Origin of the sequence: Herbaspirillum sp. NPDC101396 (genome assembly GCF_044767365.1) — a bacterium.
Taxonomy (GTDB): domain Bacteria; phylum Pseudomonadota; class Gammaproteobacteria; order Burkholderiales; family Burkholderiaceae_D; genus Herbaspirillum.
In genome coordinates this window covers 242,679-264,289 of record NZ_JBIWNT010000004.1, presented here as the reverse complement: position 1 = coordinate 264,289, position 21,611 = coordinate 242,679, and the positions used below count along the sequence as shown (strand labels likewise).

The 21,611-nt window shown below is 60.9% G+C and carries 15 protein-coding genes and 1 other RNA gene; 7 read left to right on the top strand and 9 right to left on the bottom strand.

Annotated elements, in window-relative coordinates; genetic code table 11:
* Positions 1 to 28 precede the first annotated feature (28 nt).
* Positions 29 to 1,912, bottom strand: a complete 1,884-nt coding sequence (locus tag ACIROY_RS15030; protein WP_402342218.1) for a TRAP transporter large permease subunit — start codon at positions 1,910 to 1,912, stop codon at positions 29 to 31.
* Positions 1,913 to 2,938: a TRAP transporter substrate-binding protein gene (locus ACIROY_RS15025; protein WP_402342216.1), complete on the bottom strand. Its 1,026-nt coding sequence runs from the start codon at positions 2,936 to 2,938 to the stop codon at positions 1,913 to 1,915.
* Positions 2,939 to 3,170: 232 nt separating this feature from the next.
* Here ACIROY_RS15025 and ACIROY_RS15020 point away from each other — a divergent pair, with 232 nt between their 5' ends.
* The 6 genes from ACIROY_RS15020 (at position 3,171) to ACIROY_RS14995 (ending at position 13,160) form a co-directional block, all read left to right on the top strand.
* Positions 3,171 to 4,268, top strand: a complete 1,098-nt coding sequence (locus ACIROY_RS15020; protein ID WP_402279602.1) for a LacI family DNA-binding transcriptional regulator — start codon at positions 3,171 to 3,173, stop codon at positions 4,266 to 4,268.
* Between the two features lie 838 nt (positions 4,269 to 5,106).
* Positions 5,107 to 6,618, top strand: a complete 1,512-nt coding sequence (locus tag ACIROY_RS15015) for an efflux transporter outer membrane subunit (RefSeq protein WP_402342214.1) — start codon at positions 5,107 to 5,109, stop codon at positions 6,616 to 6,618.
* Between the two features lie 34 nt (positions 6,619 to 6,652).
* A complete protein-coding gene (locus ACIROY_RS15010; protein ID WP_402278057.1) occupies positions 6,653 to 7,840 on the top strand; it encodes an efflux RND transporter periplasmic adaptor subunit in 1,188 nt (395 codons plus the stop codon).
* A complete protein-coding gene (locus ACIROY_RS15005; protein WP_402342212.1) occupies positions 7,837 to 11,007 on the top strand; it encodes an efflux RND transporter permease subunit in 3,171 nt (1,056 codons plus the stop codon). Before ACIROY_RS15010 ends, ACIROY_RS15005 begins: the two co-directional genes overlap by 4 nt.
* 33 nt (positions 11,008 to 11,040) lie before the next feature.
* Positions 11,041 to 11,769 carry a heavy metal response regulator transcription factor gene (locus ACIROY_RS15000; RefSeq protein ID WP_402278059.1) on the top strand — a complete coding sequence of 243 codons (729 nt, stop codon included), beginning with the start codon at positions 11,041 to 11,043 and terminating at the stop codon, positions 11,767 to 11,769.
* Positions 11,766 to 13,160, top strand: coding sequence for a heavy metal sensor histidine kinase (locus tag ACIROY_RS14995; RefSeq protein ID WP_402278060.1), 1,395 nt, complete (start codon positions 11,766 to 11,768; stop codon positions 13,158 to 13,160). Before ACIROY_RS15000 ends, ACIROY_RS14995 begins: the two co-directional genes overlap by 4 nt.
* A 92-nt stretch (positions 13,161 to 13,252) precedes the next feature.
* Here ACIROY_RS14995 and ffs read toward each other — a convergent pair.
* Positions 13,253 to 13,351: signal recognition particle sRNA small type (gene ffs, locus ACIROY_RS14990), an RNA gene on the bottom strand.
* 101 nt (positions 13,352 to 13,452) lie between these two features.
* The gene (gene ubiD, locus ACIROY_RS14985) at positions 13,453 to 14,937 is read right to left on the bottom strand and encodes a 4-hydroxy-3-polyprenylbenzoate decarboxylase (RefSeq protein WP_402278061.1); all 1,485 of its coding nucleotides are present in this window, start codon (positions 14,935 to 14,937) and stop codon (positions 13,453 to 13,455) included.
* A gap of 464 nt (positions 14,938 to 15,401) precedes the next feature.
* Here ubiD and ACIROY_RS14980 point away from each other — a divergent pair, with 464 nt between their 5' ends.
* On the top strand, positions 15,402 to 16,367 hold the full coding sequence (locus ACIROY_RS14980) for a transglycosylase SLT domain-containing protein (RefSeq protein WP_402278062.1): 966 nt from the start codon (positions 15,402 to 15,404) through the stop codon (positions 16,365 to 16,367).
* A 100-nt stretch (positions 16,368 to 16,467) separates the two neighbouring features.
* Here the strand turns inward: ACIROY_RS14980 and ACIROY_RS14975 are convergent, their stop codons facing one another.
* The 5 genes from ACIROY_RS14975 to dusA form a co-directional block, all read right to left on the bottom strand.
* Positions 16,468 to 17,646 (bottom strand): pyridoxal phosphate-dependent aminotransferase, encoded by a 1,179-nt coding sequence (locus ACIROY_RS14975; RefSeq protein ID WP_402342210.1) that lies wholly within the window; start codon positions 17,644 to 17,646, stop codon positions 16,468 to 16,470.
* Between the two features lie 96 nt (positions 17,647 to 17,742).
* Positions 17,743 to 18,210: a transcription antitermination factor NusB gene (gene nusB / locus ACIROY_RS14970; RefSeq protein WP_402342208.1), complete on the bottom strand. Its 468-nt coding sequence runs from the start codon at positions 18,208 to 18,210 to the stop codon at positions 17,743 to 17,745.
* A 115-nt stretch (positions 18,211 to 18,325) separates the two neighbouring features.
* On the bottom strand, positions 18,326 to 18,811 hold the full coding sequence (gene ribH, locus ACIROY_RS14965) for a 6,7-dimethyl-8-ribityllumazine synthase (RefSeq protein WP_402278065.1): 486 nt from the start codon (positions 18,809 to 18,811) through the stop codon (positions 18,326 to 18,328).
* Between the two features lie 74 nt (positions 18,812 to 18,885).
* The gene (gene ribBA / locus ACIROY_RS14960; RefSeq protein ID WP_116434896.1) at positions 18,886 to 19,998 is read right to left on the bottom strand and encodes a bifunctional 3,4-dihydroxy-2-butanone-4-phosphate synthase/GTP cyclohydrolase II; all 1,113 of its coding nucleotides are present in this window, start codon (positions 19,996 to 19,998) and stop codon (positions 18,886 to 18,888) included.
* A gap of 97 nt (positions 19,999 to 20,095) precedes the next feature.
* Positions 20,096 to 21,103, bottom strand: a complete 1,008-nt coding sequence (gene dusA / locus ACIROY_RS14955; RefSeq protein WP_402342206.1) for a tRNA dihydrouridine(20/20a) synthase DusA — start codon at positions 21,101 to 21,103, stop codon at positions 20,096 to 20,098.
* Positions 21,104 to 21,611: the final 508 nt, after the last annotated feature.

Below are 21,611 nucleotides of genomic sequence, written 5' to 3'. Positions count from 1 at the left end.
TGTTTCGTTTGAATAATTGCTAAATTTTTTACGTCAGGAAGCCGATCGAAATCCACGGCACCGCAGCGACCACCAGCAAGGCCACCACCAGTGCGGCCAGATAGCCCCACACACGGTTGAAGACCTTGTCCGGCGACACCTTGCCGATCGCGCAGGCGGCATAGAAGCCAACGCCGAACGGTGGTGCAAAGAGACCAATGCCCATCGCCAGGATCACCACCATGGCGTAGTGCACGTCATGGATGCCCAGTGAGCGCGCCACCGGGAACAGCAGCGGTCCGAACAGCACGATCGCCGGGATGCCTTCCAGGATGCTGCCCAGCACGATGAAGATCACGATCGTGATCAGCAGGAAACCGAAGCCACCCCCCGGCACGCCCTGCATCAGCGACACCAGCTTGGCCGAGAAGCCCGACTGCGTCAGCGCCCAGGCCATCGAGGTGGCCATGCCGATGATCAAGAGGATCGCGCCCGACAGCGTCGCCGCTTCCACCAGCATCGGATAGATGCGCTTGAAATCGAGATGCTTCATGAAGGCATGCATGACCAGACCGACCACGATGGTGTAGGCGACACCGATGGTGGCCACTTCCGTTGCGGTGGCGACGCCTTCAATCACCGCCACGCGGATCAGCATCGGCAAGGCCAGCGCAGGAATCGCCGCGATCAATGTCTTGCCGATCACGCCGATGGTGGCGCGCTTCACATCCGGCATCGGTTCACGACGGGCGCGGAACCAGCAGACAATGCCGATCGCAATCGTGGCGATCACGGCAGGCATCAGGCCGCCGATGAACAGGGCCGTAATCGACACGCTGCACACGGCGCCGATGGTGATCAGCACCAGGCTCGGCGGAATCGTTTCGGTCATGGCGCCGGAGGACGACAGCAAGGCCACCAGTTCTTCCGGCTTGGAACCGCGCTTCTTCATTTCAGGGAACAGCGCCGGGGCAATCGCGGCCATGTCGGCTGCCTTGGAGCCGGAGATGCCGGAGACCAGGAACATCGCGCCCAGCAGCACGTATTGCAAACCACCCCGCACGTGGCCCAGCAAGGCCGCCATGAAGTCGATCAGCGTTCTGGCAAGACCGCTGATTTCCAGCAGCGAACCGAGCAAGACGAACAGCGGCACCGACAACAGGATCAGGCTGGACATGCCCTCGTCCATACGGCTGACCACGATCATCATCGGCGCGCCTGTAGCAATGGTCAGATAGGCCATCGTCGCCGTACCGAAGGCGAACGCAATCGGAATACCGCCTGCGACACACGCGCCGATCAGCACCACGAAGAACACGATCAGGTTGTAGTTGCCCATGGCCAGCAGGGCCGGCTTGCTGATCCACAGCACCGCGCCGATGACGGCGACCACGGCAACCGCGGACAGCACCTGCCTGATGCTGGAGCGGCTCGCCATGCGGGCGATCGCCGCCAGGAACATCAGGATCGCGCCGACCGGCAGCGCTGCTGCACGCAGGCCGTCGGGGATCTCCAAGGCCGGCGTGGTGATCGCCATCTGCTCCGACGCATGGTCGACCGCAGGATGGATGATCATCAATACAAAAATGCAGACGATCAGCGCGGCCACCGTTTCCAGCCAGACGCGCCATTTGTCGGAGAGCTTGTTGACGATGGCCGTCAGGCGCATGTGCTCGCCCCGGTCCAGCGCCAGCACTGCGCCCAGCATCGACAGCCAGATGAACAGCGTCGAGGCCAGTTCATCGGACCAGATCAGCGGATCATGCAGCGCATAGCGGTAGATCACGCCGGCCAGCAGCACGCCGGTTTCCACCACCACCAACGCCGCAGCAACCGCGGCGACAACGTGCATGACGCCGCGATTGACGCCCGCCAGCAGACGCGCCAGCGGGTTGGTCGGCAACGGCGTTATGTAATTTATTGCAGCGTCCATTTACGCGAGCTTCCCAGTGTACTTTTCCAGCAGCGCCCACGCCTCGGGACCGAATTTCTTGTGCCACTCGGTGTAGAAGCCGGAAGCGCGCAGCTTGGTGCGGAAGGCTTCGTTATCGGTATCGTTGAACTGCATGCCCTTGCCCTTCATGTCGGCCACCAGCGATTCGTTCAAGGCCTTGACGTCGACGCGCTGCTTGAGGCCGGCTTCGTTGACGTTGCGTGTAACGATCTCTTGCAACTCTTTTGGCATGCGTTCAAAGGACTTCTTGTTGCCCATGAACCAGAAGCCGCTCCACACGTGGTTGGTCATGGAGCAATACTTCTGCACTTCATAGAACTTGACGGTGGAGATCACTGCAAGCGGGTTTTCCTGGCCTTCGGCGATCTTGGTCTGCAGCGCGGAATACACTTCGGCGAAGTTGATGCTGGTCGGCGCCGCATCGAACGCGCGGAACAGTGAAGTCGCCAGCGGGCTCGGCGGTACGCGCAGTTTCATGCCCTTGAAGTCTTCCGGCTTGGTGATCGGGCGCGTGCTGGTGGTCACCTGGCGATAGCCGTTGTCCCAGCAGCGCTCGAACGCGAACAGCGAAGTCGTCGCGGCGATCTGCTTGCGCACGTAGGCGCCAAGATCGCCGTCCATCGCCGCCCACACCTGGCTGTAATCCTTGAAGGCGAAACCGACGCCGCTGATCTGGCCGGCCGACACCAGCGTGCCGAGCACTTCCGGCGAGATGGTGAAGAAGTCGATGGCGCCGGCGCGCACCTGCGACAGCATGTCGGTGTCGGTGCCGAGCTGGCCGTTGGGATAGACCTGGAAGTCGACGCGGCCCTTGGACTCGGCGGCGATCTTGGCGGCCATTTCCTTGGCGCGCACGTTCATCGGATGGGTCATCGGCAGGTTGTTGCCGTACTTCAGCGTGAATTCAGCGGCGGCGCTGGCGGAACCGGCATAGAGTCCGGTCGCGGCGGCGGCCGAGGCGACCGAAGCGGTCTTCAGAAAGTGGCGACGGGTCATGGCGTGCATTGCGTATCTCCTGGATTTTTATAGGTCGTTGATGGCGTGCGGATTCTGTTCGGGTAGCGAAGACCTGCGTGGCAATGCAGCGGAAAAAATGTTTCCGCGCATGCTGTCTCCTTGTATATTCTTGATGTTATTTGATTTGTCTCGATTGCTTTTTGCAGAGAATAGGCTTTGCATCTGCTGCGGTCAAAGCAATTTCATGATGGTTTTTGATGTAAACATAAAATATCTCGCTATGGCATTTTCCCCTGATCCCCGTTTGCCGACCGATGGCATCAACGATGGCGGCCGCGCCCGCGTGACCGACATCGCGCGCGCCGCCGGCGTGTCCACCGCCACGGTCGACCGCGTACTCAACCAGCGCCCCGGCGTGCGCGCCGCGACCATGCAAAAAGTCCTGAAGGCGGCCGCCGCACTCGACTATCTGCCGGAAGCCGATCTGTACAAGGCGATGCAACCCAAGCCGATGCGGCTGGTGTTCTTGCTGCCGCCGCAGAGCAACCGCTTCATGCAGATGCTGGGCGACTACATCGCGTTTTCCGAGGAGCAGCTGGCGCCGTTCAACGTGAAATGCAAATGCCATCACATCGAAGGCTTCAACCCCAGCGTGCTGGCCAAGCGTCTGCTGCATTACGGCCGCCAGGCCGACGGCGTGGCCTTCATGGCGCTCGAACATCCGCTGGTGCGCGAAGCCGTCAATACGCTGGTGGCCGAAGGTATCCCGGTGGTGACGCTGATTTCGGACTTGTCGAATTCTCGCCGTGCGGCTTATGTCGGTATGGACAATCGGGCGGCGGGACGTACCGCCGGTTACTTGCTGGGACGCTTTCTTGGCGGCGGCAATGTCGGCGGCAATAAGGCCAAGCCGATGAAAGTGGCGATGATCGCCGGCAGTCTCAGCTATCGCGGTCATGAAGAGCGCGAGATGGGATTTCTGCATGTGCTCGAAGAAATGTTTCCGCATCTGCAGGTGGTCGGTCTGCGCGAGGGGCATGACGATGCCGACACCAACTACAAACAGGCGCGCACGCTGCTGGAGCAGTACCCGGATCTGGTCGGGATGTACAACATCGGCGGCGCTTCGGATGGCGTCGGCCGCGCGCTGCGGGAGAGCGGGCGGGAGCAGAAGGTGGTGTTCATCGGGCATGGCCTGACGCCGGATACGCGGGGGTTGCTGATCGACGGCACCGTGGATGCGATTCTGACGCAGCATCCGCAGAACATGATCATGAATTGTGTGCGGATATTTGGGAATTTGCGGGAGAAGAAGGAGGCGTTGGCGGGGGTGGAGGCGGTGAGGATTAGTGTGATGTTGCGGGAGAATTTGCCGTAGCTTTATAGCCGGTTTGTTGTAACTGATGCGGCATGTTCTTCGGACGACCTTGCCGGGGGTAGCCCGGCAGCTACTCACTTTTCTTGTCTCGCCAAGAAAAGTAAGCAAAAGAAGCGACCGCTGGTTCGTAGCCCCTTCGGGGTCCCCGGCGTCGGCAGGCACAAATCGGGAGGGGAAACAAACTCGCTTCGCTCAGACAAGTTTCCCCTCTTTATCCGATTTGCACCTGCCGCCACCGGCTACTCGCAAGCGGACTTCCAGACTGGCTCGCTGCGCATCGCCAGGGGACTGAGGTGAAATGACGGTCACCGTTCTTCGCGAACCCCACTGCCGCGACAATCACGATGCCGAAGGCGAGCCACCCAAGGCAATGCGAAGCGAGCCGAAAAAGGAATTCCGCTTATGAGTCGCCGTTGGTGACGTGCTCAAATCGGATAAAGAAGGGAAACTTGTCTGAGCGAAGCGAGTTTGTTTCCCTTCCCGATTTGAGTACGGCGCCAACGGGAACCCCGCGCAGCGGGGCGGCGAATCGCGGTCGCCTTTCTTTGCTTACTTTCTTTGGCGAAGCAAAGAAAGTGAGCGGCTGCCGGGCCGCCCCCGGCAACCATGGTCGACCGAAGAAAGAACAGCATCAGCAACGCAAACAAGCAATCAAACACACCCAAATCCGAAACTGACAGAAATGTCATATTTCCGTCAGCCTCCAGTTGACCGCCTCTCTATAAAGTGAACACCGTATAAAAAGGTGTCGACGGTCGTCCGCAATTTCCACCCGTCAACATGTCCATTTGATCGCCCGCTCAATGCAATGCCGTCCACCATGCCGCCAAACCCACCCATGACAGCGACCACCAAATCGCCACCCCGCTCCACCGCATTCCAGCCGGCCCCACTGTTGTCCGCCGCTGCCATCGCGACCGCCCTGCTGCTCGGCGGCTGCGCGGTCGGGCCTGACTACGTCCGCCCGCAACTCGACCTGCCCACGGCCTACAAGGAACAAGGCCCCTGGAAGAAAGCCGAGCCCGGTCAGATCGACAGCAACCAGCGCTGGTGGGAGGCGTATCGCGACCCGGTGCTCAATGACCTGATCGAACAAGCCAACCAGGCCAACCAGAACATCCGTCTTGCCGAAGCGCAACACCGTCAGGCTCAGGCCACCGCCGCCATCGCGCGCGCCAGCCTGTGGCCCACCATCGGCGCCTCGGCCGGACCTACGCGGGCGCAAACCAATAGCCCGACCGCAGGCAGCCGGCTGACCGATACCTACGCTGTCGGTCTCAACGCCTCGTGGGAAGCAGACATCTGGGGCCGCGTGCGGCGCTCTGTGGAAAACGGCGACGCCGCCAGCCAGGCCAGCGCAGCCAGCCTCGGCGCGGCGCGTCTGAGCATCCAGGCGACGCTGGCGCAGAACTACCTGCAGCTGCGCGTGACCGACCTGCAGAAAGATTTGTACGCACGCACCGTGGCGGCCTATACGCGCTCGTTCCAGCTGACCCGGCATCAATATGACGCGGGCGTGGCATTGCGCTCCGACGTGGCGCTGGCGGAAACACAATTGCGCGCGGCACAGGCGCAGCTGATCGACCTCGATGCCACCCGCAACCAGCTTGAACACGCCATCGCCATTTTGCTCGGCAAGGCGCCGGCGGCATTCTCGCTGGCGCCGCTGACTACCGATGCCGCGGCGTTGCAAGCCAGCATGCCGGCGACGCCGACCGGACTGCCGTCCGATCTGCTGGAGCGTCGCCCCGACATCGCCAACGCCGAGCGTCTGGCCGCCGCCGCCAACGCCAACATCGGCGTGGCGCGCGCGGCGTACTTCCCGGCGCTGACCTTGGGCGCGTCCGGCGGTTACAGCGGCGCATCGTTCTCCCAGTTGTTCGATACGCCTAGCCGCGTGTGGTCGCTCGGCGCCACGCTGGCGGTGGTGCTGTTCGACGGCGGCGCGCGCAGCGCGCGCAACGACCAGGCCACTGCGGCGTTCGACGGCGCCGTCGCCACCTACAAACAAACCGTGCTGGGCGGCTTGCAGGAAGTCGAAGACAACCTGTCGACACTGCGCGTGCTGGATCAGGAAAGCCAGGTGCAGGATCAGGCGGTGAAGGCGGCGCAATTGTCCGAACGACTGGCGCTGAGCCAGTACCAGGCCGGCACCACCACCTACATCGCGGTCGTGACGACGCAGGCGACTTCGCTGACCAACCAGCGCACCGCCGTCACCCTGCTGGGTCGCCAGCTGGTGGCCAGCGTCGCGCTGATCAAGGCGACCGGCGGCGGCTGGACCGTAGCCGACATCGACAAGGTGAGCACTTCGGCTGCATCCACGACATCCAACAGCGCCAACAAATAAGCCGGCCAATAAAAACAATTTCGCGAGTGAAAGCATGACTACTTCTTTGACACCCAAACGTTCCACCCTGTTGATTTCCGCTGCCGTTCTGGTCGCCCTCGGCGGCGGCGCCTGGTCGTTGTTCCATCGCGCCGATGCAGTCGCGGCGCCCAAGGAACAGGCGCAGCAGGCGCCGTCGATTTCCGTCACCACCGTGCAAGTGCAGGAGCGCGACATTCCGCTGTACCTGTCGGGCGTCGGCACCGTGACCGCCAATGCCAGCGTCGTCGTCAAGGTGCGCATCGACGGCCAGCTCGACAAGGTCGGCTTCACCGAAGGCCAGGACGTCAAGGCCGGCCAGATGCTGGCGCAGATCGATCCGCGCGCGCTGCAGGCGCAACTTGCGCAGGTGCAGGCGCAACAGGCGCGTGACCAGGCCCAGCTGACGAACGCAAAAATCGACTTGCAGCGCTACACCACGCTGCGTCAGCAGGACGCCGCCACGCAACAGCAACTGGATACGCAAAAGGCCCTGGTGGCGCAGCTTGAAGCCGCCGTCAAAACCGATGAAGCGCAGATCAGTTACGCCAAGGTCCAGCTCGGCTACACCACGATCAACGCGCCGATCAGCGGCCGCGTCGGCGCACGTCTGGTCGATCCGGGCAATATCGTCCACGCCTCCGACGCCAACGGCCTGGTGATCATCAACCAGATCGATCCGATCACCGTGCAATTCACCTTGCCGGAAGAAGCCGTGCCGGCCATCAACCGCGCCCAGCTGGCCAGTCACAAGCCGCTGAAGGTCACTGCCTACGCGCGCACCAGCAACGAACCGCTGGCGACCGGCACGCTGATCCTGCTCAACAACCAGATCGACACCACCAGCGGCACCGTGCAGCTCAAGGCGCGCTTCACCAACCAGCAGCACACGCTGTGGCCGGGACAGTACGTCAACATCAACCTGCAGATGGATGATCACGCGCCGGCGCTGACCCTGCCGGCCGCTGCGATCCAGCGCAACCAGCAAGGCACTTACGTGTACATCGTCAAGGCCGACGAAACGGTGGCGATCCAGCCGGTCAAGGTCACGCGTATCCAAGACAGCATCGCGGTGCTGAGCCAGGGCCTGGAAGTCTCTCAACGCGTGGTGCTGGACGGTCAGTACAAGCTCAAACCGGGCAGCCGCATCATTGAGAACAAGGCTGCCGCCAACGGCGCTGCTGCGAAAGGATCCGCAAAGTGAGTGTGTCCGCCACCTTCATCAAGCGTCCCATCGGCACCACGTTGCTGGCGCTGGCGATCCTGCTGGTCGGTGTCGCGGTCTGGCCGCTGCTGCCGGTCGCGCCGCTGCCGCAGGTCGACTTCCCGACGATTCAAGTCTCCGCAAGTTTGCCCGGCGGCAGTCCTGAAACCATGGCCTCCAACGTCGCGCAACCGCTGGAACGCCAGTTCTCACTGATTGCCGGCCTGTCGCAAATGACCTCGCAAAGTGCGCTGGGCAGCACCCAGATCACCTTGCAGTTCGACCTCAACCGCAACATCGACGCCGCCGCGCTCGACGTGCAGGCGGCGATCAATGCGTCGACCGGCCAGTTGCCGGCCAATCTGCCGAATCCGCCGACCTTCCGCAAGGTCAATCCGGCCGATTCGCCGATCATGATCATGTCGGTGCAATCGGACGCGCTGCCGCTGACGCAGGTCAGCGACTTCGCCGACAACATCCTGGCGCAGCAGATCTCGCAGATCTCCGGCGTCGGCCTGGTCAACGTCAACGGCGCGCAGAAACCGGCCGTGCGTATCCAGGTTGATCCCGCCAAGCTCGCAACGCTGAATCTGAGCCTGGAAGACATCCGCGGTGTGATCGCCACCACCACCGTGAACCAGCCCAAGGGCACGGTCGACGGCACGCATCAGAGCTTCACCGTCTATACCAACGATCAGTTGCTCAGCGCCGATCCATGGAACGACATGGTGCTGGCTTACCGCGCCGGCGCACCGATCCGCGTGCGCGACATCGGCGTGGCGATCGATGCGCCTGAAAACATGAAGATTGCTGCCTGGGCCTTCTCCGGCGCGGCCGCAGAGACGGACACGACGCTGACCAACGGCCGCTCCATCGTGCTGGCGATCACCAAGCAGCCGGGCGCCAACGTGATTGAAACGGTCGACCGCATCAAGGCCGCGATGCCGCGCCTGCGCGCAGCGATCCCCGCCAGCGTGCACGTCAATACGCTGATCGACCGCACCCAGACCATCCGCGCCTCGGTGGAAGACGTCGAGTTCACGCTGGTCCTGACGATTGCGCTGGTGGTGATGGTGATCTTCGTGTTCCTGCGCAACGTCGCGGCGACGCTGATCCCGAGCATCACCGTGCCGCTGGCGATCATGGGCACCGCCGCCGTGATGTACCTGGTCGGCTACAGCCTCGACAACCTGTCGCTGATGGCGTTGACGATTGCGGTCGGCTTCGTGGTCGACGATGCAATCGTGATGCTGGAAAACATTTACCGCTACGTCGAAGAAGGCATGGATCCGATGGAGGCGGCGCTCAAAGGCGCCGGTGAAATCGGCTTCACGATCATCTCGATTTCGGTGTCGCTGGTGGCGGTGTTCATCCCGCTGCTGCTGATGGGCGGCATCGTCGGCCGCCTGTTCCGCGAGTTCGCCGTGACAGTGACGCTGACCATCGGCGTGTCGGTGATCATTTCGCTGACGCTCACGCCGATGCTGTGCTCGCGCTTCCTGAAGAACACCCATGCTGAAAAGCACGGCAAGATGTATCAATTGTTCGAGCGCTTCTTCGATGCCCTGCTGAACGGCTACAAGCGCGGTCTCGATCTGGTGCTGCGCCACCAGTTCATCACGCTGATGAGCTTCCTTGCCACCGTTGCGGTGACCGTGGTGCTGTTCATCTTCATTCCGAAGGGCTTCTTCCCGCAACAGGACAACGGCGTGATCGCCGGCTTTGCCGAATCGGCGCAGGATATTTCCTCGACCGCCATGCATCGCCGCCTGCTGCAGGTGGCTGACGTGGTGCGCAAGGATCCGGACGTGACCGGCTTCGCGATGAGCGCGGGTTCGACCACCTTCAACACCGGCAACTTCTTCATTGCACTGAAACCGAAGAGCGAAGGCCGCACGCTGGACGCCAGCGAGATCATCACGCGCCTGCGTCCGCAAGTGGCCAAGATCCAGGGCGTCAACCTGTTCATGCAGGCCAGCCAGGACATCAACGTCGGCGGCCGTCTGTCGCGTACGCAATATCAATACACGCTGACCGACTCCAACCTGGACGAGCTCAACGTGTGGGCGCCGAAGCTGGTGGATCGCTTGCGCCGGCTGAAGGAGCTCACCGACGTCGCTTCAGATCAGCAAAACTCGGCGGCGACCGCGACCATCACGATTGACCGTGCACGCGCATCGAGCTTCGGCATTTCGCCGGCGCTGATCGACGCCACGATCTATGACGCCATCGGCCAGCGCCAGGTCGCACAGTACTTCACGCAGGTGAACAGCTATCGCGTGATCCTGGAAGTGACGCCGGAGCTGCAAAAGGATCCGGCGCTGTTCAACAAGCTCTACCTGACCTCGCCGCTCACCGGCCAGCAAGTGCCGCTGTCGACTTTCATCAAGGTCGATACGACCAAGACCGCGTATCTGTCGATCAGCCACCAGAGCCAGTTCCCGGCGGTGACGATTTCGTTCAACCTGGCGCACGGCGTGGCGCTGGGCGAAGCGGTCGACGCCATCAACCAGGCGCAGGCCGAGATGGGCGTGCCGACTACCCTGACGGGGGCGTTCCAGGGTACCGCCAAGGCCTTCGGCGATTCGCTGTCGTCGCAGCCGTACCTGATTGCGGCGGCGTTGATCGCGGTGTACATCGTGCTGGGCCTGCTGTATGAGAGCTACATCCATCCGCTGACCATCCTGTCGACGCTGCCGTCGGCCGGCGTGGGGGCGCTGCTGATCCTGATGGCGGGCGGCTACGACCTCAGCGTGATTGCGCTGATCGGCATCATCCTGCTGATCGGCATCGTCAAGAAGAACGGCATCATGATGATCGACTTTGCGCTGACCGCCGAACGGCAAAAGGGCATGAAACCGGAAGAGGCGATTTATCAGGCGTGTTTGCTGCGCTTCCGGCCGATCATGATGACCACCATGTGCGCGCTGCTGTCGGGCCTGCCGCTGATGTTGGGCCATGGCGCCGGTTCCGAGCTGCGCCGTCCGCTCGGCTATGCGATGGTCGGCGGCCTGGTGCTGTCGCAGGCGCTGACGCTGTTCACGACGCCGGTGGTGTATCTCTACCTGGATCGCGCGCATTACTGGTACATGAACAAGAAGGAAGCACGCGCAGCGCGTAAGGCAGCACGCAAAGGCGGTGCCGCTCCTGTAATAGAATCGCACTAGTTGATGTCAATGAACGCGGTATTTGGAGCAGGAATGAAAATTCTGATCGTCGAAGACGAGCACAAGATGGCGGAGTACCTCTGCAAGGGATTGACCGAGCAGGGCTGCACCGTGGATCTGGCCGCCAACGGCATCGACGGCCAGCATCTGGCGATTCAACATGATTACGATGTGATCGTGCTGGACGTCATGCTGCCGGGGCTGGACGGTTTCTCGGTGCTGCGTTCGCTGCGCACCGTCAAGCAGACGCCGGTGATCATGTTGACCGCGCGCGATCGCGTGGAAGACCGCATCAAGGGCTTGCACGATGGCGCCGACGATTACCTGATCAAGCCGTTTTCCTTCCTCGAACTGCTGGCGCGCCTGCAGGCGCTGACGCGCCGCGGACGATCGCAGGAGCCGGCGCAGCTGCGTATCGGCGACCTGCAAATCGACCTGCTGAGCCGCAAGGCTTACCGCAACAACACGCGTATCGACCTGACCGCGAAGGAGTTCGCATTGCTGGCGATCATGGCGCGGCGTCAGGGCGAGATCCTGTCCAAGACGGCGATTGCCGAACTGGTGTGGGACATGAATTTCGACAGCAACACCAACGTCGTCGAAGTTGCGATCAAGCGCCTGCGCGCCAAGATCGACGCGCCCTTCGACCAGAAACTGCTGCATACGATACGCGGCATGGGCTATGTGCTGGAGCCGCGCGCTGCGGAAGCTGCGCTGCCGGAACACGACGAACATGATGAACGTGACGGGGAAGACGGATGAGGCATTCCATCATCGCGCGGCTGGTCATGATGTTCGCGGCCGCCGCGCTGGTCATTTTTTCGCTGATCGGCGGCGTGCTGTACGCCGTGGTCAAGAACGAGTTGTTGCGCCATGAGCGCGACGGCCTGGTGACGACCTTCAACGACATCGAATACATGGTCTCGCGCATCGGCACGGTGGAGCGCTGGGCGCGCGTGCAGGCCAAGCTGGACACGCTGACGCCGGCCGACGGCAAGGTGCGCTTCTGGGTATTCAGTGACGATCCGCAATTCAGCTACGGCAAGGACCTGGCCGAGCTGCATGACTTCGATTACGACCCCAACAACATCGGCCGCCTGCGCATCAAGGGCAAGGAATTCCCGATGCACACGCTGACCAAGGTGTTGCCGGCTTATCTCGACCGCCCCGCCATCCGCCTGACCATCGGCGTCGACACCGAACCGTATTTCGAGACGCTGCGTACTTTTGTCGCGGCCATGATCGGCCTGTCGCTGGCGGGGATTTTTCTGGTGATCCTGTTCGGCTACTGGATTGCGCGCGCCGGTCTTCAACCGCTCAAGAGGATGTCGGACAAGGCACAAACCCTCAGTCCGCAAACCCTGTCGGAACGCCTCACCGTCTCGGCGCTGCCGGATGAATTGTCGGATCTGGCGCAGGCTTTCAACGGCGCGCTGGACCGCATGGAAAACGCCTACAAGCAATTGGAAGCCTTCAACGCCGACGTCGCGCACGAGTTGCGCACGCCGCTGGCCAACCTGATCGGCGAAACCCAGGTGGCCTTGTCGCGCGAACGCAGCGCGCCGGAGTTCGAGATCGTGCTGCAGTCGAACCTGGAAGAACTGGACCGACTGCGTTCGATCATCAACGACATGCTGTTCCTGGCCCGCTGCGATCAAGGCGAAGCCGCCACCAGCCTGGTCTACACGGCGATCGCCGACGAGGTGCAAAAGACCATCGAGTTCTTCGAGTTCGTGCTCGACGAGATGCAGATGAGCGTGGAAGTGGTCGGCGACGTGGATGCGAAGTCGATGATCGAGACTGCGCTGTTCCGTCGCGCGCTGACCAATCTGCTGCAAAACGCCATCCAGCATTCGCCGGCCGGCGCCCGCATCACGGTGTCGATCGATGCGCAGCAGCAGGATGTGCAACAGCGCGTGCAGGTCGCCGTTTCCAATCCGGGTGAACCGATCGAGCAGCGCCATTTGCCACGCCTGTTCGACCGCTTCTACCGCGTCGACAGCGCGCGTCGCGACTTCGACGGCGTGCACGGCCACGGCCTCGGCCTGGCGATCGTCAAGGCGATTGCGCTGATGCACGGCGGCACCGCGTTCGCCAACAGCAGAGGCGGCAAGACCACGATAGGATTTACCGTCGGCGGCAAAGCGGCTTAATTAATTTACAAATCCGGGATTTGAAACAGGAGTGTCGGCGACGGAATGCACTGCGTCGTCGGCGACTTGTATTGAATGCTTCCTGAGAAGGAAGAGGCGAGCCTTGTCTGCGGCACTTGCAGGAAATGGCTGTGGCTGCTTCGTTCCCGACCTGACCAGGTTGACCATGCCACAATGCGCAGGGGCCCGCCGGCAGGAATTGTACCTCATCTGCGCAGCAGGTGCGAGCGCTGTTCGCTCTGACGGCATAAATTGCGGCGCACGCCAATACATACGCCGCAACTCATCTGCATTAAATCCCCAGCTCGTCCCAGATGCTGTCCACGCGCTTCTTGACCGCATCCGTCATGCTGATCGTGGTACCCCATTCGCGATTGGTTTCACCGGGCCATTTGTTGGTGGCGTCGATGCCCATCTTGCTGCCGAGGCCGCTGACCGGCGAGGCGAAGTCGAGGTAATCGATCGGCGTGTTGTCCACCATCACGGTGTCGCGCACCGGATCGACGCGGGTGGTGATGGCCCAGATCACTTCCTTCCAGTCGCGGATGTCGACGTCTTCATCGACCACCACGATGAACTTGGTATACATGAACTGGCGCAGGAAACTCCACACCCCGAACATCACGCGCTTGGCGTGGCCGGCGTAGGACTTCTTCATCTGCACCACCGCCATGCGGTAGCTGCAGCCTTCCGGCGGCAGGTAGAAGTCGGTGATTTCGCTGAACTGCTTTTGCAGCAGCGGGATGAACACTTCGTTGAGCGCGACACCCAGCACGGCCGGTTCGTCGGGCGGCTTGCCGGTGTAAGTGGAGTGGTAGATGGGATCGCGGCGCATGGTGATGCGGTCGATGGTGAAGACCGGAAACCAGTCCTGCTCATTGTAGTAACCGGTATGGTCGCCATACGGCCCCTCAAGCGCATGCTCGTAGCCGGAGGGATGCGATTCATCGGGATAGATATGCCCTTCCAGCACGATTTCGGCCGAAGCCGGCACGCGCAGCTCGCTGCCGATGGCCTTGACCAGCTCGGTGCGGCTGCCGCGAAGCAGGCCGGCGAACTGGTATTCGGACAGGCTGTCCGGCACCGGCGTGACTGCTCCTAATATAGTAGCGGGATCGGCGCCCAGTGCGACGGCGATCGGATACGGCTTGCCTGGATTGGCGATGCAGTGTTCGCGAAAGTCGAGTGCGCCGCCGCGATGCGCCAGCCAGCGCATGATGACCTTGTTGCGGCCGAGGACCTGCTGGCGATAGATGCCGAGATTCTGGCGCTTCTTGTTGGGACCTTTGGTGATCACCAGGCCCCATGTAATAAGAGGGGCGACATCGCCCGGCCAGCAATGCTGGATCGGCAGGCGGTCAAGGTCGACGTCGTTACCTTCCCAGACAATGTCCTGGCACGGCGCCGAACTGTGCTCCTTGGGCGCCATGTCCCACAGCGACTTGACCAGCGTGCCGAGACCCATGATGTCCTTGAAACCTTTCGGCGGCTCGGGCTCTTTCAGCTTCGCCAACAAATGGCCGATGCGTCTTAATTCGCTGACATCTTCCGCGCCCATGCCCAGCGCCACACGGCGCGGCGTGCCGAAAAGATTCGCCAGGACCGGGATATTTTTGCCTTCGACCTTGTCGAAAATCAGCGCCGGACCTGAGGCTCGCAAGGTGCGATCGCAGATTTCGGTGATTTCGAGGTAGGGAGACACCGGCGTGGAGATACGTTTTAATTCGCCGGAAAGTTGCAATTGCGAAATAAAATCGCGTAAATCTGTATATTTCATTTTTTTTCGCTGGATTTCTGTAACACAGCCCTTAGGTGAGATAGACCGGGCAAACGGTTGATTCTATTGATTTTTGGCGGTGTACCCCTCCAAAAATCAGACTTAAAAGTTATATTAAATCGGTTTATTAGTATTGACTTGATATAAAGTGGCTTCTACAATTCGGCCACCTTGATTAAAGGAGCCGGGTCAGGAACCCGAATCAGCTCACAAGGTTTCACGGGAACGGGGTCCCACTGACATTTTTAAGGAGTGTTGTCAAAAGGCGTCAGCCTTCTCCCCCGAACTTGGTTGTATTGCACTGCACAGGAGCCGACGGCCCTGCAGTAACCGCAAACAACCCCCAAGCTTGCCGTAACGCCTTGCGACGGCAGTTTTTTGATTGTGATGCATGTAGTCAGTAATCCGGTTTTTCACTCTTGGCCGGTTTTGCCCTATGTAATTTGCAACATTCAGGAGGTTCAATGTTAAACCAACCCATAGAGGCGCCGTTAAGCGCCGCCTCGGATATGGTTGATCAGTCGGCGCAATGGGCGAAGTCCATTCCCAGCCGCATCGGTCGCTTTTTTACCGCAGCGCACTATGCCCTGACTCTGGTCGGCATCGCTGCACTGTTCGTTCTGGGCATGATGTTCTTCAACCCGGATTTCGCCGACAAAATCATCGCTCTGTCGCCCTTCTCGGACGGCCAGGTTGAAGAGGCAGCGCCAGAAGCGCCGCCACTGACCAACCTGATGGATACGCCGGCGCCGGCATTGACTGCCGCCGCTGCACCGGCAGCCGCCGCCATCCCGCTCAGCGATGAAGAGCGCAAGATTCTTGGCACGCCGCGTCAGCAGAAGCTGGTGACAAACTGGCTGTCCAAGCGTTATCGCGTTGCCGGCGATGCCACTGACATGCTGGTCTCGGCTGCGTATCTGACAGCACGCGACATCAAGCTTGATCCGCTGCTGATCCTGGCGGTGATGGCAATCGAGTCACGCTTCAATCCGTTCGCGGAAAGCCCGATGGGCGCACAAGGCCTGATGCAGGTCATGTCCAAGGTCCATCACGACAAGTTCCAGGAACTGGGCGGCGTCAAGGCAGCTCTCAATCCGGTGGCCAACATCAAGGTCGGTTCGCTGATCCTGAAAGAATACGTGACACGCGGCGGTTCGGTGGAAGCCGGCCTGAAGAGCTACGTCGGCGCAGCTGAAATGGACAACGACGGCGGCTACGGCCTCAAGGTCTTGTCCGAATATCAGAACCTGAAGGAAGTCGCGGTCGGCAAGAACATCTCGATCTTCACCACCGCGCTGATCAAGCCGGCCCCACGTCCTGCCGCACCAGCGGCGCCGGTGCAAGCCAAGCCGACCGCTGTCGGCGACATGGCTTCGGCAGCGCCGAAGAAGCAAGGCACAAACGTGACCGAAGAAATCGCCGCGCTGTAATTATTTCAGCGACGCCAATAAAAAGGGAGCCAATCGGCTCCTTTTTTATTTTCTGCGGATTGATGTTTTCAGAGACATCCTGCGCGACATCCCCAATAAATTATGCCGCCTTGCGCTCCGCCAGATATTTATCCAGGCGCCGCACCGCTTCCTGCAAATTCTCCATCGACGTCGCGTACGACAAGCGGATGTAGCGATGCGCCGTGGCCGGGCCAAAATCAAGGCCCGGCACCAGTACCACGCCGGCCTTGTTGAGCATGTCGATCGTGAATGCATCGGCGTCGTCGCTGAGCGCGCTGCAATCGGCGTAAACATAGAACGCGCCGTCGGGCATCACCGGCACCTTGAAGCCGAGACGTTCGAGTTGCGGCACGATGTAATCGCGGCGACGTTTGAATTCGGCCTTGCGGTCTTCGTACAGCGCGATCGACTCCGGCGCAAAACAGGCGATACCGGCATGCTGCGCAATCGACGAGGCGCAGATGAACAAATTCTGCGCCAGCTTCTCGACTTGCGGCACCAGGCTTTCGGGCAGCACCAGCCAGCCGAGACGCCAGCCGGTCATGTTGAAGTATTTGGAAAAGCTGTTGATGACGATGACGTCTTCGCCGAGCGACAGCGCCGAGAACTGCGCGCCTTCGTACGACAGGCCCTGGTAGATTTCATCGACAATGGTGAAACCTTTTTTCTCGCGCACGACGTCGACGATCTTCTTCAACTCATCGGGCAGGATCGAGGTGCCGGTCGGATTCGACGGCGACGCCAGCAATACGCCTTTGGTTGCCGCCGACCAATGTTCCTGCACCATGCCGGCAGACAACTGAAAGCGATGTTCCGGTCCGCTTTCGATCAATTTTGCCTGGCCTTCGAAGGCGGCGACGAAATGGCGGTTGCACGGATAAGAGGGATCCGGCATCAAAACCTCTGCGCCCTTCTCCACCAACGCCGCACAGGCAAGCAACAGGGCCGCTGAGGCGCCCGCTGTGACGATAATTCGCGACGGCGCGATGTCCAACCCGTACACGCGCTCATAATGCGCTGAGATCGCCTCTCGTAACGCCGGCAAACCTGTTGCCGAGGTGTATTGCATCTTGCCGTCGGCCATCGCCTGTGTCGCGGCGGCAACAACGGCGGGCGCGGCGGTGAAGTCGGGCTCGCCGATGCCCATGTGAATGATGTGATTGCCTTGTTGCTCCAGGGCAGCGGCCATCTTGGCCAGCTCCATCACATGGAACGGCGCGATGTTTTGCAGGCGGGAGGCGAGATCGTGAAAGCTCATGGAACGATGTGAGAACGAAGAACTGCAAGAAGAACTGTAAAACCGCCGCGCTGCGTTAACTTCAATGCAGCGGCGGCGCGAACAATGACGAGCGGATCAGCGGCGTCCGGCACCGACTTCCACTTCGCGCGCCTTGGCGGCGAAACGGTCAAGCACGCCATTGACGTACTTGTGGCCGTCGATACCACCGAACGACTTGGTCAGTTCAACGGCTTCGTTGATGACCACGCGATACGGAATCTCGAGATTATTTTTCAGTTCGAAGGCGCCGATCAGCAGCGCCGCGTGTTCCACCGGCGACAGCTCGGTGATGGCGCGGTCGATCAGTGGTGCCAGATCGGTGCGCAACTCCGGCGCCTGTTTGATCGCGCCGTACAGCAGGACGTCGAAATGCTCGGCGTCGGCCTTGTCGAAACCGTGCGCTTCGCGGATGTGCGCTTCGATCGCGCCGGCGTCTTCATTGTTGAGCAGCCATTGATACAGGCCCTGCAGCGCGAACTCGCGGGCGCGGTGGCGCGGCGTACGGTTCTTGCTCGGGTTGGCGTGTTGAATTTTATTGGTCATGATGAAATGAGGAAACCGGGTCAATGCAAAATCGAAACAGACGCGCAATCAGCAATCAATTGCGCCGCCGGCGTCCACTGCAAAACGTGCAGCGAAGACCGGCCGGCCTGCCTGCTTATTCTTCTTCAGCCACTGTGGCGAGTTCTTCCAGCGCCAGCGACAGGTTGGCCATCTCGACGGCGACGCGGGCAGCATCGGCGCCTTTGACTTCCATGCGCGCTTCGGCCTGCTCGTCGTTCTCGGTGGTCAGCACGGCGTTGGCGATCGGGATGCCGGCGTCGAGGCCGACGCGCGTGATGCCTGCGCCCGATTCGTTCGACACCAGTTCGAAGTGATAGGTCTCGCCGCGGATAACCGCACCCAATGCAATCAGCGCATCGAACTGATCGGTCTCGGCCATCTTTTGCAGGGCCAGCGGAATTTCCAGCGCGCCCGGCACGCTGACGTGGAGGATGTCTTCGTCCTGTACGCCGAGATGCTTGAGCTCAGCCAGGCATGACGCCAGCAAGCCGTGGCAGACGTCTTCGTTGAAACGCGCCTGGACGATGCCGATGCGCAAGCCGTCGCCATTCAGATCCGATTCGTAAGTACCAATAGTCATGGCTTTTCCTTATACGCAAACTTGCGTTGTGTGAGTGTGATGGTGCCGCGATGCGTTGCGGACGGTACGGTCGGTCAGGCGTCTGGCTTGGCGCGATAGCCGGTAACTTCGAGGTTGAATCCGGTCATCGACGGCATCTTGCGCGGGCTGGCCAGAAGCTGCATCTTGCACACGCCGAGATCCTTGAGGATTTGCGCACCGATGCCATAGGTGCGCAGGTCGAGGCGGTCGGCGCGGGCCGGCTTGGCCGCCTGCACGTTGTTGAGCGCGGCGAACTGGGCAAACATCTGGTCGGCCGATTCCTCGCAATTGAGCAGCACCACGACGCCGCTCGGCGCCGCCTTGATCGCGGCCATGGCCGAGGCCATGTTCCACGAGTGGGTCGTCGCTTTGGTTTCGAGCAGGTCGAGAATCGAGACCGGCTGATGCACGCGCACCAATGTTTCTTCGCCCGGACGGATGTCGCCATGCACCAGTGCCAGGTGGGCGCCGCCGCTTGGCGTGTCGCGATAGGCAATGGCCTTGAACGAGCCGTGCACGGTGTGCATCTCGCGCTCGGCGACACGCTCAATGATGCTTTCGTGCTGGCTGCGGTAATGGATCAGGTCGGCGATGGTGCCGATCTTGAGCTTGTGTTCTTCGGCGAATTCGAGCAGGTCCGGCAGGCGCGCCATGGTGCCGTCGTCCTTGAGGATTTCGCAGATCACGGCGGCCGGCGTCAGGCCCGCCATCTGGGTCAGGTCGCAACCGGCTTCGGTATGGCCGGCGCGCATCAGCACGCCGCCCTTTTGTGCGCGCAGCGGGAAAATATGACCCGGTTGGACGATGTCGGCCGGCACTGCGTCCTTGGCGGCGGCAACTTGAATGGTGCGCGCGCGGTCGGCGGCAGAGATGCCGGTCGTGACGCCTTCGGCGGCTTCGATCGAGACGGTGAAATTGGTGCCGAACTGGGTGCCGTTGCGCGTCGACATCATCGACAGGTCAAGACGGTCACAATGCTCTTCGGTCAGCGTCAGACAGACCAGGCCGCGCGCATGCTTGACCATGAAGTTGATGGCTTCAGGCGTGACGAAATCGGTGGCCAGCACCAGGTCGCCTTCATTTTCACGATCTTCTTCGTCGACCAGGATGACCATGCGTCCGGCGCGCAATTCGGCGACGATTTCTTCTGTTGTTGCGATAGGCATAACGATTTCCTTCAGTAGCCCCGTATTTTAAAGGATTTGCGGCCGTTTTTTTGGCTGATTGCCTGCTTGGGCGGGCAAGGATGGGGTGAATGCAGACTTATTCCAACGTCACCAGTTGCGTATGCGACAAGGCTTCCATCAGCAACGCCGGATCGCCCAGCGCCAGCCGCTTGGAATCCGACAGGGTCTGGCGGAAGGCGCGCGCCCCCGGCAGCCCTGCCATCAGGCCCAGCATATGACGCGTGATGCTGTTCAGGCGCAGGCCCTTGCCGCCGTCGCCATGCGCCGTCAGCTGCGCGCGCGCATACTCCACCATCGCCGCGATGACGTCGTTGCGCGTGGGCTGCAGGCCGCCGTCAACCTGGCTGTAATAGCGCGCGTCAAAGCCCGCCATCAGGAAAGGATTGTGGTAGGCCTCGCGGCCGAGCATGACGCCGTCGACGTGCTGCAGATGGAGGTCGATTTCGGCCACGGTCTTGATGCCGCCGTTGATCAGGATTTCCAGCGCCGGGAAGTCCTTCTTCAGACGATAGGCGTAGTCGTATTTGAGAGGCGGGATCTCGCGATTTTCCTTGGGGCTCAGGCCTTTCAGGACGGCGTTGCGCGCATGCACGATGAAGGTCTTGCAACCGGCATCGGCGATCGTGCCGACAAAGTCGCGCACGAAATCGTAGGACTCGACGTCGTCGATGCCGATACGATGCTTGACGGTAACGTCGATGTCGACGGCGTCGCGCATTGCCTTGACGCAATCCGCTACCAATGTTGGCTCAGCCATCAGGCAGGCGCCGAATGCCCCCTTCTGCACACGCTCGGAAGGACAGCCGCAATTCAGGTTGATCTCGTCATAGCCCCACTCCTCGCCCAATTTGGCGCTTTTCGCCAGATCGTGGGGCTCGCTGCCGCCGAGCTGCAGGGCGACCGGATGTTCTTCGTCGTTGAAATTGAGGTGGCGCGGCACATCGCCGTGCAGCAAGGCGCCGGTGGTGACCATTTCGGTGTACAGCCAGGTGTGCCGCGTGATCTGGCGATGGAACAGCCGGCAATGCCGGTCGGTCCAGTCCATCATGGGCGCAACGCTGATTGTTCTTGGTCCGTAAGACATAACACCTATCCAAAATGAGCAACATGAACTGGTGGCGCTTTACCGTCCGCCTGCTCCAATATAAGCAATCTGACCGGAACACGCGCGAGGCGCCACAAATAGAAAGCCCGCAACGTTTGCACGTTGCGGGCTGGTGTCCCCTCTATCCTCTGTGAGATAGGATTTTTATACTGCGGGGGTGATTCTGCACCACAAACCAGCATTCGTCATTTCGCAATGCACAATTTAAGTGCTTATCTGTTTTCCGGCACTGGAAAACGTTTGCGGGCGTTCCCATTTTGCAACGCTTCTTTTGCCACTACCCCGCAAACACGCGTCCAGAGGCAAAACAAGTAAAAAGATTCAGGTAAAAAAAAACCCGCTCACCTTTCGGTTGCGGGCTTAAATCCAATTCTTTAGGAGGAAATTGGAGGAGACAGGTGTAACTATATCGCACCGCATCATAGTCGTCCGCTTTATTGTGCTGATATCAGGTATTCACAAAACCAATATCAGCACAGCGTTACTG